Source organism: Polynucleobacter sp. 78F-HAINBA, from assembly GCF_018882325.1.
Taxonomy (GTDB): Bacteria; Pseudomonadota; Gammaproteobacteria; order Burkholderiales; family Burkholderiaceae; genus Polynucleobacter.
This window is the reverse complement of record NZ_JACVOQ010000011.1, coordinates 14,825-28,836: the sequence shown is the minus strand read 5'-3', so window position 1 is coordinate 28,836 and position 14,012 is coordinate 14,825. Positions and strand designations below refer to the sequence as shown.

Below are 14,012 nucleotides of genomic sequence, written 5' to 3'. Positions count from 1 at the left end.
GCTTAGTCTATCGCTGCAAGCTTAGCAATACTGAGCTGTAACCATTTCACACCATGGCGCTTGAAGTTCACTTGAGCACGTGCATCCGCATCATTACCCTCCAAGCCAGTCACACGCCCCTCACCAAACTTGGTATGAAAGACATTCTGTCCGATAGTAAATGGATAGTTTCCGCGCGGTGGTGAAGCCATTCGGGTAACGGAAGTAGAAGCTGAGCCCACGCGCCCAATTTGTCTTGCAGGTCGCTCACGCTCATTACCGGAATCAAAGAAGTCATTCGATCCAAACTCACGCTGACGCGTGTAGCCATCCTGCCAAGTTGATCCTGAACGACCACTATTCCCACCAGTAGCACCACCCCAGCGCGCATCTTTTACTTTTGGAGTAAGCCACTTCAGTGAATCCGATGGCAGCTCTTCCAAGAAGCGAGAAGGCATGTTGTAACGCACTTGTCCATGCAGCATCCGTGACTGAGTATGAGAGAGATAGAGACGCTCCTTGGCGCGGGTAATCGCAACATACATTAAGCGACGCTCTTCTTCTAAACCATTCTGTTCATTGATGCTGTTCTCATGCGGGAACAGGCCTTCTTCTAGCCCAGTAATAAATACGGAGGTGAACTCTAAGCCTTTGGCGGAGTGCACTGTCATCAACTGAACGGCGTCTTGGCCAGCTTGAGCTTGGTTATCACCAGCCTCGAGCGATGCATGGGAGAGGAATGCTGCCAATGGTGAGACCTCCACCACGCCAGGTGCATTCTCGCCCGGTAGCGTGGCGGCAGTGGCATCTTGGCCATAACCCTCTTCCGCAATAAATGCGGTCGCAGCGTTAATTAATTCCTGTAAGTTTTCTACGCGGTCTTGACCTTCGCGCTCAGAAAGATAGTGTTGAATCAAACCGCTATGTTGAATGACGAACTCCACCGTCTCTGGCAAAGTATTGTGACGAGTAGCTTCACGCATGTGATCTACCAAACGCACAAAGCCGCCTAGAGCTGCGCCCGCCTTGCCATCCAATGTCGATGCCGCCAAATACAAAGAGCTGTTTTGCGCACGCGCTGCATCTTGCACAGCCTCAATCGATCTTGCACCAATACCGCGTGTCGGGAAATTTACTACACGTGAGAAAGAAGTATCGTCATTTGGATTTTCCAAAAGACGAAGGTAGGCCAAAGCGTGTTTAATCTCAGCACGCTCGAAGAAGCGCAGTCCACCATACACACGATACGGAATCGCTGCAGAAAATAAGGCGTGCTCGATGATGCGTGACTGAGCATTACTGCGATAGAGCAAAGCAATTTCAGTACGCTTGATACCGCTATTAACTAGTGCTTTGATTTCATCTACGAGCCAAGCAGCTTCTGCGTGATCGCTCGGCGCATCATAGATGCGGACTGGCTCGCCATGCCCAGCATCGGTGCGTAGGTTTTTGCCAAGACGATCCGTGTTGTTGGAGATGAGGTAATTAGCCGTATCAAGGATATGGCCATGCGAGCGGTAGTTTTGCTCAAGCTTAACCATCATCGGGTGATATTGCTTTTCATAGAGACGCATGTTCTCAACGTCTGCACCACGGAAAGCATAAATACTTTGATCGTCATCACCCACAGCGAAGACTGCACTACTTCCCATGCCGCTGACATTGATGCGACTAGCATCATGGCCAGAGAGCAATTTGAGCCAAGCGTATTGCAAGGCATTGGTATCTTGGAACTCATCAATCAAGATATGACGGAAGCGCTCTTGGTAATGCGTCCGAATCGCTTCGTTATGTTTAAGCAATTCATAACTGCGTAATAAGAGTTCAGCGAAGTCGACTACGCCCTCGCGTTGACACTGCTCATCGTAGGCTTCGTATAACTGGGCCATCTTGGCCTGAAAGTCATCCCCCGCGGATAACTCTTTGGCGCGCTGACCACGCTCTTTGGCGTGCGCAATGAAATACTGCAACTGCTTAGGGGGGTATTTCTCATCATCGACCTTTAAGCCCTTCAAAAGACGCTTAATGGCGGAAAGCTGATCTTGGGTGTCCAAAATCTGAAAAGTGGATGGCAAACCTGCTTCTTTATGATGCGCACGCAGTAAACGGTTACAAAGACCGTGGAAAGTGCCAATCCACATACCCCGAGTATTGATGGGCAACATGGCGCTTAAGCGCAACATCATCTCTTTGGCGGCCTTATTGGTGAAGGTCACCGCCAGGACGCCAATGGGTGAAACCTGACCCGTTTGGATCAACCAAGCTATACGGGTCGTGAGAACGCGGGTCTTTCCGCTACCAGCACCAGCCAAAATCAGGGCTGACTGGGCCTGGCCATTTTCATTTACTGGCGGGAGGGTCACTGCCTCGCGTTGTTCTGGATTAAGGTTTGCGAGTAGGTCTGAGTACATCGCCCCAATTATAATTTGCCTCTTATGCCAAATGCTTCGAATACCCCTAATTCACCAGCGGCCAGCTCCTTAGACGAACTAGCCAAATCCTACGAACCCGCTCCAATTGAAGCTTATTGGGGTCCGGAATGGGAACGCCGAGGCATTGCCGACGCCACCCTAGATGAGGGCAAGGGAGATTTCTCGATTCAGTTGCCGCCACCGAATGTGACAGGCACCCTACATATGGGTCACGCCTTTAATCAAACCATCATGGATGGCTTGGTGCGTCATGCCCGTATGTCCGGCAAAAACACTCTGTGGGTTCCAGGTACGGATCATGCTGGCATTGCAACGCAAATCGTTGTTGAGCGCCAACTCGATGCACAGAAAGTTTCTCGTCACGATTTAGGTCGCGAGAAATTCTTAGAAAAAGTCTGGGAGTGGAAAGAAACTTCCGGCAACACCATCACACGTCAGATTCGTCGCCTAGGCGCTTCGATTGATTGGGGTAAAGAATATTTCACAATGGACAGCAAGATGTCCAAAGCGGTTGTCGAAGTGTTTGTTCGTTTGCATGAGCAAGGCTTAATTTATCGCGGCAAACGTTTGGTGAACTGGGATCCCGTTTTAGGAACTGCAGTATCAGATTTAGAAGTAGTGAGCGAAGAAGAAGATGGCTCCATGTGGCACATCCGCTATCCATTAGCAGATGGCTCTGGACACCTGACCGTTGCTACCACTCGTCCGGAGACCTTATTGGGTGACGTTGCCGTCATGGTCAATCCAGAGGACGAGCGCTACAAACACCTCATTGGTAAGTCAGTACAACTGCCACTCTGCAATCGCGAGATTCCGATTATTGCGGACGACTATGTTGATTTGGCTTTTGGTACTGGCGTAGTGAAAGTGACACCTGCGCATGACTTCAATGACTATGCCGTCGGACAACGCCACCAATTGCCACTCATTAATATTTTGACTCTCGATGCCAAGATTAATGAAAACGCGCCTGCTGTTTATCAAGGTCTTGAGCGTTTTGCTGCACGCAAACAAATCGTTGCCGATTTAGATGCTGCCGGTTTATTAGAAAAAGTACAGCCACATAAATTGATGGTGCCACGCGGCGATCGCACTCAAACCATCATTGAGCCAATGCTCACTGACCAATGGTTTGTTGCAGTATCTAAGCCAAGTCCTGATAACAAATATCAACCAGGCTCATCTATCGCTGGCGCTGCTTTAGATGCTGTTACCAAAGGTGACATCAAGCTCGTTCCAGAAAACTGGATTAGCACTTACACACAGTGGTTAGAAAATATTCAAGACTGGTGTATCTCCCGCCAACTCTGGTGGGGCCATCAAATCCCCGCCTGGTATGGCGATGATGGTCAGATCTTTGTAGCCCGCTCTGAAGAGGAAGCCAAAGCTAAGGCTGCTGCTGCTGGTTATAACGGGCAACTGAATCGCGATCCTGATGTTTTGGATACCTGGTTTAGCTCAGCACTTGTGCCATTTAGCTCATTAGGCTGGCCAGAAGAAACGCCCGCCCTCAATCACTTCCTACCATCCTCAGTACTGGTAACTGGCTTTGACATCATCTTCTTCTGGGTCGCCAGAATGGTCATGATGACTTGCCACTTCACCGGCAAGGTTCCGTTCAATACCGTCTATGTGCACGGCTTAGTACGTGACGCAGAAGGCCAGAAGATGAGTAAGTCCAAAGGAAACACTTTGGATCCAATCGACCTCATTGATGGCATCAAGATTGAAGACTTAGTTGCCAAGCGCACCACCGGCTTGATGAATCCGAAGCAAGCCGAAAGTATCAGCAAGAAAACCAAGAAAGAGTTTCCGGAAGGTATTCCCGCGTTTGGTACGGATGCCTTGCGCTTTACCTTCGCGTCACTCGCATCACTGGGTCGCAACATTAACTTTGACCAGAAACGCTGCGAAGGTTATCGCAACTTCTGTAACAAGCTATGGAACGCTACTCGCTTCGTTCTCATGAACTGCCCTGGCAATGATGAAGAGAATGGTTTTGCGCCGTGCGACAACCAATGCGGCCCGGAAGGTTATCTCGATTTTTCAGAAGCGGATAAATGGATTGTTTCTTTATTGCAAAGAACGGAAGCTGATGTTGCCAAGGGTTTCCAAAACTATCGCTTTGACAATATCGCCACCAGTATTTATCAATTTGTTTGGGATGAGTATTGCGATTGGTACTTGGAATTAGCAAAGGTTCAGTTACAGACTGGTACACCCGCACAACAACGCGCCACTCGTCGCACGCTGCTACGCGTTTTAGAAACGATCTTGCGCATGGCGCATCCACTAATTCCATTTATCACTGAAACCCTCTGGCAAACCGTTGGACCCAAGGTTGGTAAAGAGTTGGCTAAGCAAGATAAGCAAACGATTGCCCTGCAGCCCTATCCCGTTGCTCAACTCGATAAGGTTGATGAGCAAAGCGAAGCTTGGGTTGCCCAAATTAAATCGATTGTGGATGCTTGCCGTAATCTGCGTGGCGAGATGCAGGTCTCACCCGCACTCAAAGTACCCCTCTGGATTAGTGGACCGCAAGATTTCTTGAAAAAGGCAAGTCCATATTTAACTGCATTGGCCAAATTATCTGAAGTCAAAATCTACGATGACGAGTCGGCTTTAGAAAAAGATGCCCCAGGCGCACCGATGGCCTTAGTTGGCAATCTCAAGCTACTCTTAAAGATTGAAGTTGACGTGGCGGCTGAAAGAATTCGTCTAAGCAAAGAAATTGAGCGCTTAGCAAATGAAATCACTAAAGCACGCAGCAAGCTTGGAAATGAAAGCTTTGTGGCTCGCGCCCCAGAAGAGGTTGTTGCGCAAGAAAAGCAACGTCTTGCTGGCTTTGAGCAAAACCATGAGAAGCTTGTTGCACAATTAGAGCGACTGAAATAAAGCAGCAATAAAACTGATCGGAATTGCCATGCCATTAAGCACTAAAGCCGTTACCAAAGCCGTCTTCCCTGTTGCTGGACTAGGAACCCGTTTCTTGCCAGCCACCAAGGCTAGCCCAAAGGAAATGCTCAATGTAGTGGATAAACCCCTCATTCAGTATGCGGTTGAGGAAGCGATTGCCGCCGGCATTACTGAAATGATTTTCGTTACTGGCCGTAGCAAACGAGCGATTGAAGATCACTTTGATAAGGCCTATGAATTAGAGGCTGAGCTCGAAGCAAAAAATAAGCAGGCTCTTCTGGAGATTGTTCGTAGCGTAAAACCAAGCCATGTCGATTGCGTGTATGTTCGCCAACCCGAGGCCCTAGGCTTAGGTCATGCAGTTTTATGTGCAGAAAAGCTTGTTCGTGACGAGCCCTTCGCCATCATCCTGGCGGACGACTTGCTAGATGGCCAGCCACCTGTCCTCAAGCAGATGCTCAAAGTATTTGATGAGCAGAATGGTTCAGTCTTGGCGGTAGAAAAAATTGATCCATCGAAAAGCAGCTCATACGGAATTATTTCTGGCACGGAAGTATCTAAAGGAATCTATCGTTTAGATGGCATCGTTGAAAAACCACAACCAAAGGATGCACCATCTAATCTAGCGGTAGTAGGTCGCTATGTCTTGTCCTCGGATATCTTCAACCACATTCGCAACCTCAAGCCAGGTGCTGGTGGCGAAATTCAGCTGACTGACGCCATTGCTTCATTGCTTAAAGAAGAACCAGTATTTGCTTATGAATACGATGGCGTGCGCTACGACTGCGGAAGTAAGCTAGGCTATCTCAAGGCTTCAGTAGAGTTTGCTTTGCGCCACCCTGAGGTAAGCACTGAGTTTGCAGCGTATTTAAAGAGCCGCTCTTTAACTTAAGTCTCGCCACCCATCTCCCGGGAGATAAAAACAAAAAAGGCAGAAATCACTTTCTGCCTTTTTCTTTGGTACTGAGAGTTTTAGTGCGTCTTATCTTCTCTTGAGAAAGAAAACCAATACATCACCTTCAGTTGTACTGGACAAGAGCTCATTACCAGTCTGTTTAGCAAATGCAGGAAAGTCATGAGCTGCACCAGAATCCGTTGCCTTTACTTTGAGCACTTCTCCAGACTGCATTGTGGCTAAAGCTTTCTTGGTACGTAAAATTGGGAGCGGGCAGTTCATGCCAATCGCATCTACCTCGAGATTGAATTGGATGGCATCGCTCACTTAGAAGCCACCCAGTCTTTAACGCCAGCCAAAGCCGCGCCCAACTTACTAGGATCGGTGCCGCCAGCCATCGCCATCTCTGGCTTGCCTCCGCCTTTACCGCCCACTTGCTGAGCCACAAAGTTCACCAGGTCGCCTGCCTTTACTTTGGCAATCGAATCCGCAGTTACGCCAGCAATCAAACTCACCTTATCGCCCTGCACAGAAGCCAAGACAATGGCGGCTGTTTTTAGTTTTGCTTTTAAGGCGTCCATGGTTTCGCGAAGAACTTGCGCATCAGCACCATCCAAGCGCGCTGCTAATACTTTCAGACCATTGACATCGATTGCTTGTGTCGCCAATTCATCACCTTGGCTAGCAGCGAGTTTGGAATTGACTTTATCCAACTCACGTTCAGCCTGACGCAAACTTTCTTGAAGCTGGGCTACACGATTCACCAAATCACCCGGATGGGTTTTGAGGATCGTCGCTGCCTCGTTAATCTTATCTTCTAAGCCTTGGAGGAAGTTCAATGCGTTTCTACCAGTGACCGCCTCAACGCGACGGATGCCGGCTGCAACACCACCTTCAGAAACAATCTTTAAGCTACCGATGTCGCCAGTACGGCCAACGTGAGTGCCGCCACATAACTCTTTAGAACTACCGATTTCTAGAACGCGCACCTCGTCACCATACTTCTCACCGAAGAGCATCATGGCGCCAGTCTTTTGTGCATCATCCAAAGACATTACTTTTCCAGAGGTCGCAGTATTAGCGAGGATCTCGGCATTCACAATATCTTCTATCCGGCGAATTTCTTGTGCGGTAATAGGTGCGTTATGAGTAAAGTCAAAACGGGTTTTGCTAGCATCAACCAAAGAGCCTTTTTGCTGCACATGGTCACCCAATACTTCACGCAATGCTTTATGCAAAATATGCGTAGCACTGTGGTTACGCATCGTTTCAGTTCTTTGTTCGATATCCACCAAGGCGTTGATTGCATCGCCTACCTTGAGTTCGCCCTCTTGTACTTCACCTTGATGACCAAAAACATCGGCTTGAATCTTGAAAGTGTCTTCAACTGCAAAGCGCACTGCTTCATTGCGTAACTCACCCTTATCGCCAACCTGTCCACCAGACTCAGCATAGAAAGGGGTGTTATCCAAAACGATCACAGCGGCATCGCCAGCTTTGACGGACTGCACAGCAGAGCCATCAACATAGAGTGCAGTTACTTTGGCGCCGTCATGTTTCAAGGTGTCGTAGCCATGGAACTGAGTTGGCTTACCGGAATACTCTAAGCCTTGAGCTACCTTGAACTTACCGGCTGCTCTTGCTTGATCGCGCTGCTTTTGCATTGCCAAATCAAAGCCTTCAGCATCCACCGTGACATCACGCTCGCGGCACACGTCCGCAGTCAGGTCCAATGGGAAACCAAAGGTGTCATGCAAACGGAAGGCGGTTTCACCATCAACCGTCTTGGCGCCACCAGCAAGTGCGCCCTCCAAGATTTCCATACCGTTAGCAATCGTCTGAAAGAAACGCTCTTCTTCCTGCTTGATCACATCACTCACTTTATCTTTTGCTGCTTGCAACTCGGGATAGGCCAGACCCATTTCTTTTACAAGCGCGGGAACGAGTTGATAGAAAAACGGTTTGCGTGCGCCCAATTTGTACCCATGGCGAATTGCACGACGTGTGATGCGACGTAGAACATAGCCACGACCAGCATTACCCGGAATCACGCCATCTACTACGATAAAACTACAAGCACGAATATGGTCTGCAATGACTTTAAGTGATGGGCTCGCTGGATCGCAATTCTCACCACCGGCCGCATCAACAGCTTCCTTAGCCGCTTTGAGCAAGTTAACAAAGAGATCGATCTCATAGTTAGAGTGCACGTGCTGCAGAACTGCGGCAATACGCTCAAGACCCATGCCGGTATCTACGCTAGGCTTAGGCAATGGATGCATATTGCCCGCTTCATCACGATTGAACTGCATGAATACGTTATTCCAGATCTCAATGTAGCGATCACCATCTTCATCAGGGCTTCCCGGAGGACCACCGGCAATATGGGGGCCATGGTCATAGAAGATTTCAGTACAAGGACCGCATGGGCCTGTATCACCCATCATCCAGAAATTATCTGAAGCGTAACGAGCACCCTTGTTATCGCCGATGCGAATAATGCGCTCTGCCGGAACACCGATTTGCTTATTCCAAATTTCATAAGCCTCATCGTCTTCCGCATAGACGGTAACGAGCAGCTTTTCTTCTGGCAGCTTAAATACTTCTGTTAATAAGCCCCAGGCAAACTGAATGGCATCTTTCTTGAAGTAATCCCCAAAAGAGAAGTTACCCAACATTTCAAAGAAGGTGTGATGACGCGCTGTATAGCCGACGTTATCCAAGTCATTGTGTTTGCCACCGGCACGAATACATTTCTGGGCGGTTGTGGCGCGGTTATAAGAGCGCTTATCAAAGCCTAAAAATACGTCCTTAAATTGGTTCATCCCTGCATTGGTAAATAACAGGGTAGGGTCATCTCCAGGCACCACAGGGCTGGAAGGAACAATTTGGTGGCCTTTTTGGGCGAAGTAGTCCAGGTACGCCTGGCGAATTTGGGAGACTTTCATGCGAATAATTATCGCATTGGCACTAGTCGGGGGCAAACCCTAGGCAAAGCACCACAATCCTGCCTTACAATCCCGTAACATCAATAAATAGATCGGCATTTAAGTCGATATAAGGAGCTCAACTTGAAAATTCGCAATCAACGGGATTTTGGCGCTGGAATCATGTACATGGTTATCGGCCTCTTTTTTACAGTAGTAGCCACGCAGTACCCAATGGGCACTGCCGCCAAAATGGGGCCAGGTTACTTCCCTTTTTATCTTGGCATTCTGATGACCTTATTGGGGCTTTTGGTTCTTATTAAGTCCATGGGCGCTAAAGCTGCAATTGAGTCCATCCCGAAGTTCAACTGGAAGATCATGGCTCAAATCACAGGCTCTGTGGTGCTCTATGGCCTACTTCTCCCACGTATGGGCTTCTTGGTGGCTGTAGTGGTCTTGGTGCTCGTTTCCGCCAGTGCTAGCAAAGAGTTCACCTGGAAAGGCTCCCTGCTGAACGCGGGCTTCCTAGTAATCTTTACCTATTCAGTGTTTGTTGTGGGTCTCAAGCTTCAGTTCCCACTCCTGCCTGTATTCCTACAACAATAACGAACCGGGACTCTGAAAAATGGATTTATTTGCTAACTTAGCCCTCGGTTTTGATACCGCCTTTACTTTACAAAACCTCATGTATTGCCTTATTGGCTGTATTTTGGGTACCTTGATTGGTGTTTTGCCAGGCTTAGGCCCAATCGCAACAATTGCGATGCTATTGCCAGCGACCTATGCATTGCCTCCAATCGCTGCCTTGATCATGTTGGCTGGTATTTACTACGGCTCCCAGTATGGCGGCTCTACAACTGCAATTTTGCTCAATATCCCAGGGGAAACGTCCTCGGTGGTGACGGCGATTGATGGCTACCAAATGGCCAGAAATGGTCGAGCGGGCGTAGCGCTCTTTACTGCCGGCATGGGCTCCTTCTTTGCTGGTTGCGTAGCTACATTGGTTTTGGCTGCTTTTGCTGCCCCACTGTCTCAGCTTGCCTTTAAGTTTGGTCCCGCCGAATACTTTTCCCTAATGATTTTAGGGTTAATTGGTGCGGTTGTTCTAGCCTCAGGCTCTTTGATCAAGGCGATCGGCATGATCATCCTGGGTCTCTTGATGGGCTTGATTGGTACTGACGTGAACTCGGGTGTATCTCGGTATGCATTTGACATCCCTGAATTGAGTGACGGCATTGGTTTCGTAGCCGTTGCAATGGGTGTATTTGGTTTTGCGGAAATCATGGGCAACCTTGAAAAGACTGGTGACGACGAGGGCTTCCTCAATAAGCTCACCAGCATGGTTCCCACCAAGCAAGATATCAAGCGCATGGTTCCATCCATTTTGCGCGGTACTACCATCGGCTCAATTTTGGGAATTCTGCCAGGCGGCGGTGCGGCTTTGGCAGCGTTTGGCGCTTACTCAGTTGAAAAGAAATCTTCCAAGTACAGCCATGAGTTTGGTAAAGGTGCGATTGAAGGTGTAGCAGGTCCTGAAGCAGCTAACAATGCTGCCGCTCAAACCTCCTTCATTCCATTGCTCACTTTGGGTATCCCACCAAACGCGGTAATGGCTTTGATGGTTGGTGCGATGACGATTCATAACATTCAGCCAGGCCCACAAGTGATGACCAGCAACCCAGCTTTGTTCTGGGGTCTGATCGCATCCATGTGGATTGGTAACGTGATGTTGATTCTCTTGAACTTGCCACTCATTGGTATTTGGGTAAAGCTCTTGAAGATTCCTTATCGCTTCCTCTACCCAGCGATTCTGGTGTTCTGCTGTATCGGCGTTTACACCGTAAATAACGCGGTATTTGATGTTTATGTAACTGCGGGCTTTGGCTTGATTGGTTACTTATTCTTCAAACTCGGTTGCGAACCCCCTCCATTGCTGCTCGGCTTCGTGCTCGGACCAATGATGGAAGAGAACTTCCGTCGCGCTCTATTGTTGTCACGCGGTGATTTCTCAACATTCGTAACCCGCCCACTATCTCTAGGCCTGCTCATCGCAGCGGCCCTCTTGGTTGTGATCGTGGCTCTGCCTGCGGTTAAGAAAACCCGTGAAGAGGCTTTCGTAGAAGATTAATTCTCGAACGCTTCCCAGAAACGAGCCCGCAGCAGTTTGCGGGCTTTTTCTTTATAGGCAGGGCTTTTCTCTACAATGGGCGCATGTCCCAAGATAGCAAACCCTCCAAATCGCCTGCCGGCACTGTTGCTGAGCCCTCCAACTTTTTGCGCCAGATCATCGACCATGACCTGGCGAGTGGCGCATACCAGAACCGTAGCGATCGAAGTGGTCAAGCTATCCCCTCCATCATTACCCGCTTTCCACCAGAGCCCAATGGCTACCTCCACATTGGTCACGCCAAAAGTATCTGCCTGAACTTTGGCCTGGCTGCGGACTACAACAATCAAGCGGGTGGCGCACGTTGCAATATGCGCTTGGACGACACCAATCCAGTTAAAGAAGATATTGAGTACGCTGACAGCATTTTGGATGCCGTTAAATGGTTGGGATTTGATTGGGGTACACACCTTTATCACGCAAGTGATTACTTTGACCAACTCTATGAGTTTGCGGAAATTCTGATTCAGAATGGCAAAGCGTATGTGGATAGTCAAAGTGCGGATGACATTCATACCAATCGCGGTAACTTTGGCCAAGTTGGAAAAAATAGTCCTTACCGCGATCGCGCGCCCGATGAGAATCTAGCTTTATTCCGCGAGATGCGTGATGGCAAATTCAAAGACGGTGAGCATGTTCTGCGCGTGAAGATTGATATGGCGCATCCGAATATTGTGATGCGTGACCCCGTGGTTTATCGAATTCGTCACACCGATCACCACCGTACCGGTAGCAAGTGGTGTATCTATCCTTTATATGATTTCACGCACTGCATTTCTGATGCACTGGAAAATGTTTCACACTCCATTTGCACATTGGAGTTTGAAAATAATCGCCCGCTCTACGACTGGATCGTAGCCTCACTGGCAGAGCTAGGGATATTCAAAAATCCAGTTCCACATCAATATGAATTCGCCCGCCTCAACCTCACTTACACCATCACCAGCAAGCGCAAGTTACTGCAATTGGTAGAAGAAAAACATGTTGATGGCTGGGATGATCCGCGGATGCCAACCATCGTAGGCATCCGCCGTAGAGGTTACACACCAGAGAGTATTCGTTTGTTCTGTGAACGCATTGGCGTTTCTAAAGCAGATAGCTGGATTGACATGAGCACTCTGGATCAAGCCTTACGCGATGATCTTGAGGCCAAGGCCCCACGGGCCACGGCGGTTCTCAAGCCACTCAAACTCGTGATTGAAAACTTTGATGCTTCCGCAAGCGAGCCTTGCTCCGCTCCGCGCCATCCACAACATCCTGAGTGGGGTAATCGCGAGTTTCCTTTCACAAAAGAATTGTGGATTGAAGAAGATGACTTTATGAAGGAGCCTGTTAAGGGATTCTTCAGGCTTTATCCACCGATTGGTGATCAGCCTGGTGGACGCGTGCGCTTACGTCATGGCTTTGTGATCGAGTGCACCGGCTTTGAAGAAGATGCCGATGGCAATGTGACTCAAGTGAATGCGACTCACTTCCCAGATAGTAAGAGCGGCACTCCTGGCTCAAATAATTACAAGGTAAAGGGCAACATTCATTGGGTCAGCGCAGCAGAAGCTGTACCTGCACAAGTGCGCCTTTACGACCATTTGTTTAATGACCCGCATCCAGATAGCGGCGATAAAAATTTCCTTGATGCGATCAATCCAAGCTCTAAGCAAACGATTACTGCGTACTTAGAGCCTTGCATGAAAGACGCTAAAGCGGAAGATCGTTTTCAGTTTGAACGTCATGGTTACTTTGTTGCGGATCAAAGCGACTCTAAACCAGGTCAACCGGTATTTAATCGTACGGTCGGACTTAAGGATTCTTGGAAATAGTTTTTAGAAACTCTGCGACGCTGGGATAGCGTAGCGGGGTTTTTAATTCCACTAGTCGCGTATTCGTTACGCGTCGTGACTCCCGCATAAACGACCACAACATCGGGGATACGATTTTCTCCAACTGCTCAGCTGGCAACCTTGGTGGTCGATCCAAACCAAACGCATCAGCTACTTCATCAAAATAATCACCCATCTTGGTCTCACCACCGTCACAAGCGTTAATGACACGCTGTGGTTTGCCGTGATAAACAGCGGCACAAATCAATCTCGCCAAATCATCGCTCTGAATATGATTTGAGTAGGCATCCTGTGCCGCAATTAGGGCAGGTGTTCCCGTCTGAATGCGCTCAACCGGCAATCGGTCGGCCGCATAAATCCCAGGCACACGCAAAATGGTCAGGGCCACACCGTGAGCCGGCGCCCAAAGCCGTAGGCACTTTTCTGCATCTACCCGTCGCTTGGCGCGCTCACTTTGCGGATTCACCGGTGTTACCTCACTCACCCTAGCGCCCCCATGATCCCCATACACCCCGGTAGTGCTCACATAAATCAAGCGCCCAACAGTATCAGAGCCTTGGGATAAAATTCGCAAGAGGTTGCGAGTTCGGCAATCACGATGACCTGTATTTTGGGGTGGTGCCAAGTGGATTACGGTTTGTGCCAATCCACTTAAACGCCACAAGCTATCGGGCTTATCCAGATCCCCCAAAATCGGAATCGCGCCAACCGCTCTCAACTCCTGAAAACGTGCTTTCTGGGAAGTTAAGGCATAAACACGATGACTATGGGCAAGTTGCTTGGCAACACGAAGGCCAATGTGGCCGCAGCCGATGATTAGGATTCGAGATTTACCAAAAGATTGCATAGGTCACATCG

Annotated in this window: 9 protein-coding genes; 5 read left to right on the top strand and 4 right to left on the bottom strand. The window is 48.9% G+C overall.

All coding sequences use genetic code 11. From position 1 onward, the window contains the following. Nucleotides 1-2: 2 nt before the first annotated feature. Nucleotides 3-2,390, bottom strand: coding sequence for a UvrD-helicase domain-containing protein (locus ICN11_RS09685; protein ID WP_216230215.1), 2,388 nt, complete (start codon nucleotides 2,388-2,390; stop codon nucleotides 3-5). Nucleotides 2,391-2,414: 24 nt separating this feature from the next. On the opposite strand from ICN11_RS09685, the gene ICN11_RS09680 reads away from it, so the two are divergent. Together ICN11_RS09680 and galU are read left to right on the top strand one after the other, a co-directional pair. Next, nucleotides 2,415-5,306: a valine--tRNA ligase gene (locus ICN11_RS09680; protein WP_216230214.1), complete on the top strand. Its 2,892-nt coding sequence runs from the start codon at nucleotides 2,415-2,417 to the stop codon at nucleotides 5,304-5,306. Nucleotides 5,307-5,334: 28 nt separating this feature from the next. After that, nucleotides 5,335-6,219: a UTP--glucose-1-phosphate uridylyltransferase GalU gene (gene galU / locus ICN11_RS09675; protein WP_216230213.1), complete on the top strand. Its 885-nt coding sequence runs from the start codon at nucleotides 5,335-5,337 to the stop codon at nucleotides 6,217-6,219. 90 nt (nucleotides 6,220-6,309) lie between these two features. On the opposite strand, the gene ICN11_RS09670 is transcribed toward galU, so the two are convergent. Next, entirely contained in the window at nucleotides 6,310-6,537 is a 228-nt protein-coding gene (locus ICN11_RS09670) for a sulfurtransferase TusA family protein (RefSeq protein ID WP_114692512.1), read from the bottom strand. A gap of 8 nt (nucleotides 6,538-6,545) precedes the next feature. After that, nucleotides 6,546-9,170, bottom strand: coding sequence for an alanine--tRNA ligase (gene alaS / locus ICN11_RS09665; RefSeq protein WP_216230212.1), 2,625 nt, complete (start codon nucleotides 9,168-9,170; stop codon nucleotides 6,546-6,548). A gap of 123 nt (nucleotides 9,171-9,293) precedes the next feature. On the opposite strand from alaS, the gene ICN11_RS09660 reads away from it, so the two are divergent. The 3 genes from ICN11_RS09660 (at nucleotide 9,294) to ICN11_RS09650 (ending at nucleotide 13,133) form a co-directional block, all read left to right on the top strand. After that, a complete protein-coding gene (locus ICN11_RS09660) occupies nucleotides 9,294-9,755 on the top strand; it encodes a tripartite tricarboxylate transporter TctB family protein (RefSeq protein ID WP_216230211.1) in 462 nt (153 codons plus the stop codon). A 19-nt stretch (nucleotides 9,756-9,774) separates the two neighbouring features. Then, the gene (locus ICN11_RS09655) at nucleotides 9,775-11,277 is read left to right on the top strand and encodes a tripartite tricarboxylate transporter permease (RefSeq protein WP_216230210.1); all 1,503 of its coding nucleotides are present in this window, start codon (nucleotides 9,775-9,777) and stop codon (nucleotides 11,275-11,277) included. Nucleotides 11,278-11,360: 83 nt separating this feature from the next. Next, complete coding sequence (locus ICN11_RS09650; RefSeq protein ID WP_216230209.1) at nucleotides 11,361-13,133, top strand: glutamine--tRNA ligase/YqeY domain fusion protein; 1,773 nt, start codon at nucleotides 11,361-11,363, stop codon at nucleotides 13,131-13,133. Here ICN11_RS09650 and ICN11_RS09645 read toward each other — a convergent pair. Then, a complete protein-coding gene (locus ICN11_RS09645; protein ID WP_216230208.1) occupies nucleotides 13,114-14,001 on the bottom strand; it encodes an SDR family oxidoreductase in 888 nt (295 codons plus the stop codon). The two genes, ICN11_RS09650 and ICN11_RS09645, sit on opposite strands and share 20 nt — an antisense overlap. Nucleotides 14,002-14,012: the final 11 nt, after the last annotated feature.

Excerpts from the sequence above, each read along its gene's own strand:
- ICN11_RS09655 (WP_216230210.1), top strand. The coding sequence starts at position 9,775 with ATGGATTTATTTGCTAACTTAGCCCTCGGTTTTGATACCGCCTTTACT.
- ICN11_RS09650 (WP_216230209.1), top strand. The coding sequence starts at position 11,361 with ATGTCCCAAGATAGCAAACCCTCCAAATCGCCTGCCGGCACTGTTGCT.
- ICN11_RS09685 (WP_216230215.1), bottom strand. The coding sequence starts at position 2,390 with ATGTACTCAGACCTACTCGCAAACCTTAATCCAGAACAACGCGAGGCA.
- alaS (WP_216230212.1), bottom strand. The coding sequence starts at position 9,170 with ATGAAAGTCTCCCAAATTCGCCAGGCGTACCTGGACTACTTCGCCCAA.
- ICN11_RS09645 (WP_216230208.1), bottom strand. The coding sequence starts at position 14,001 with ATGCAATCTTTTGGTAAATCTCGAATCCTAATCATCGGCTGCGGCCAC.
- galU (WP_216230213.1), top strand. The coding sequence starts at position 5,335 with ATGCCATTAAGCACTAAAGCCGTTACCAAAGCCGTCTTCCCTGTTGCT.
- ICN11_RS09680 (WP_216230214.1), top strand. The coding sequence starts at position 2,415 with ATGCCAAATGCTTCGAATACCCCTAATTCACCAGCGGCCAGCTCCTTA.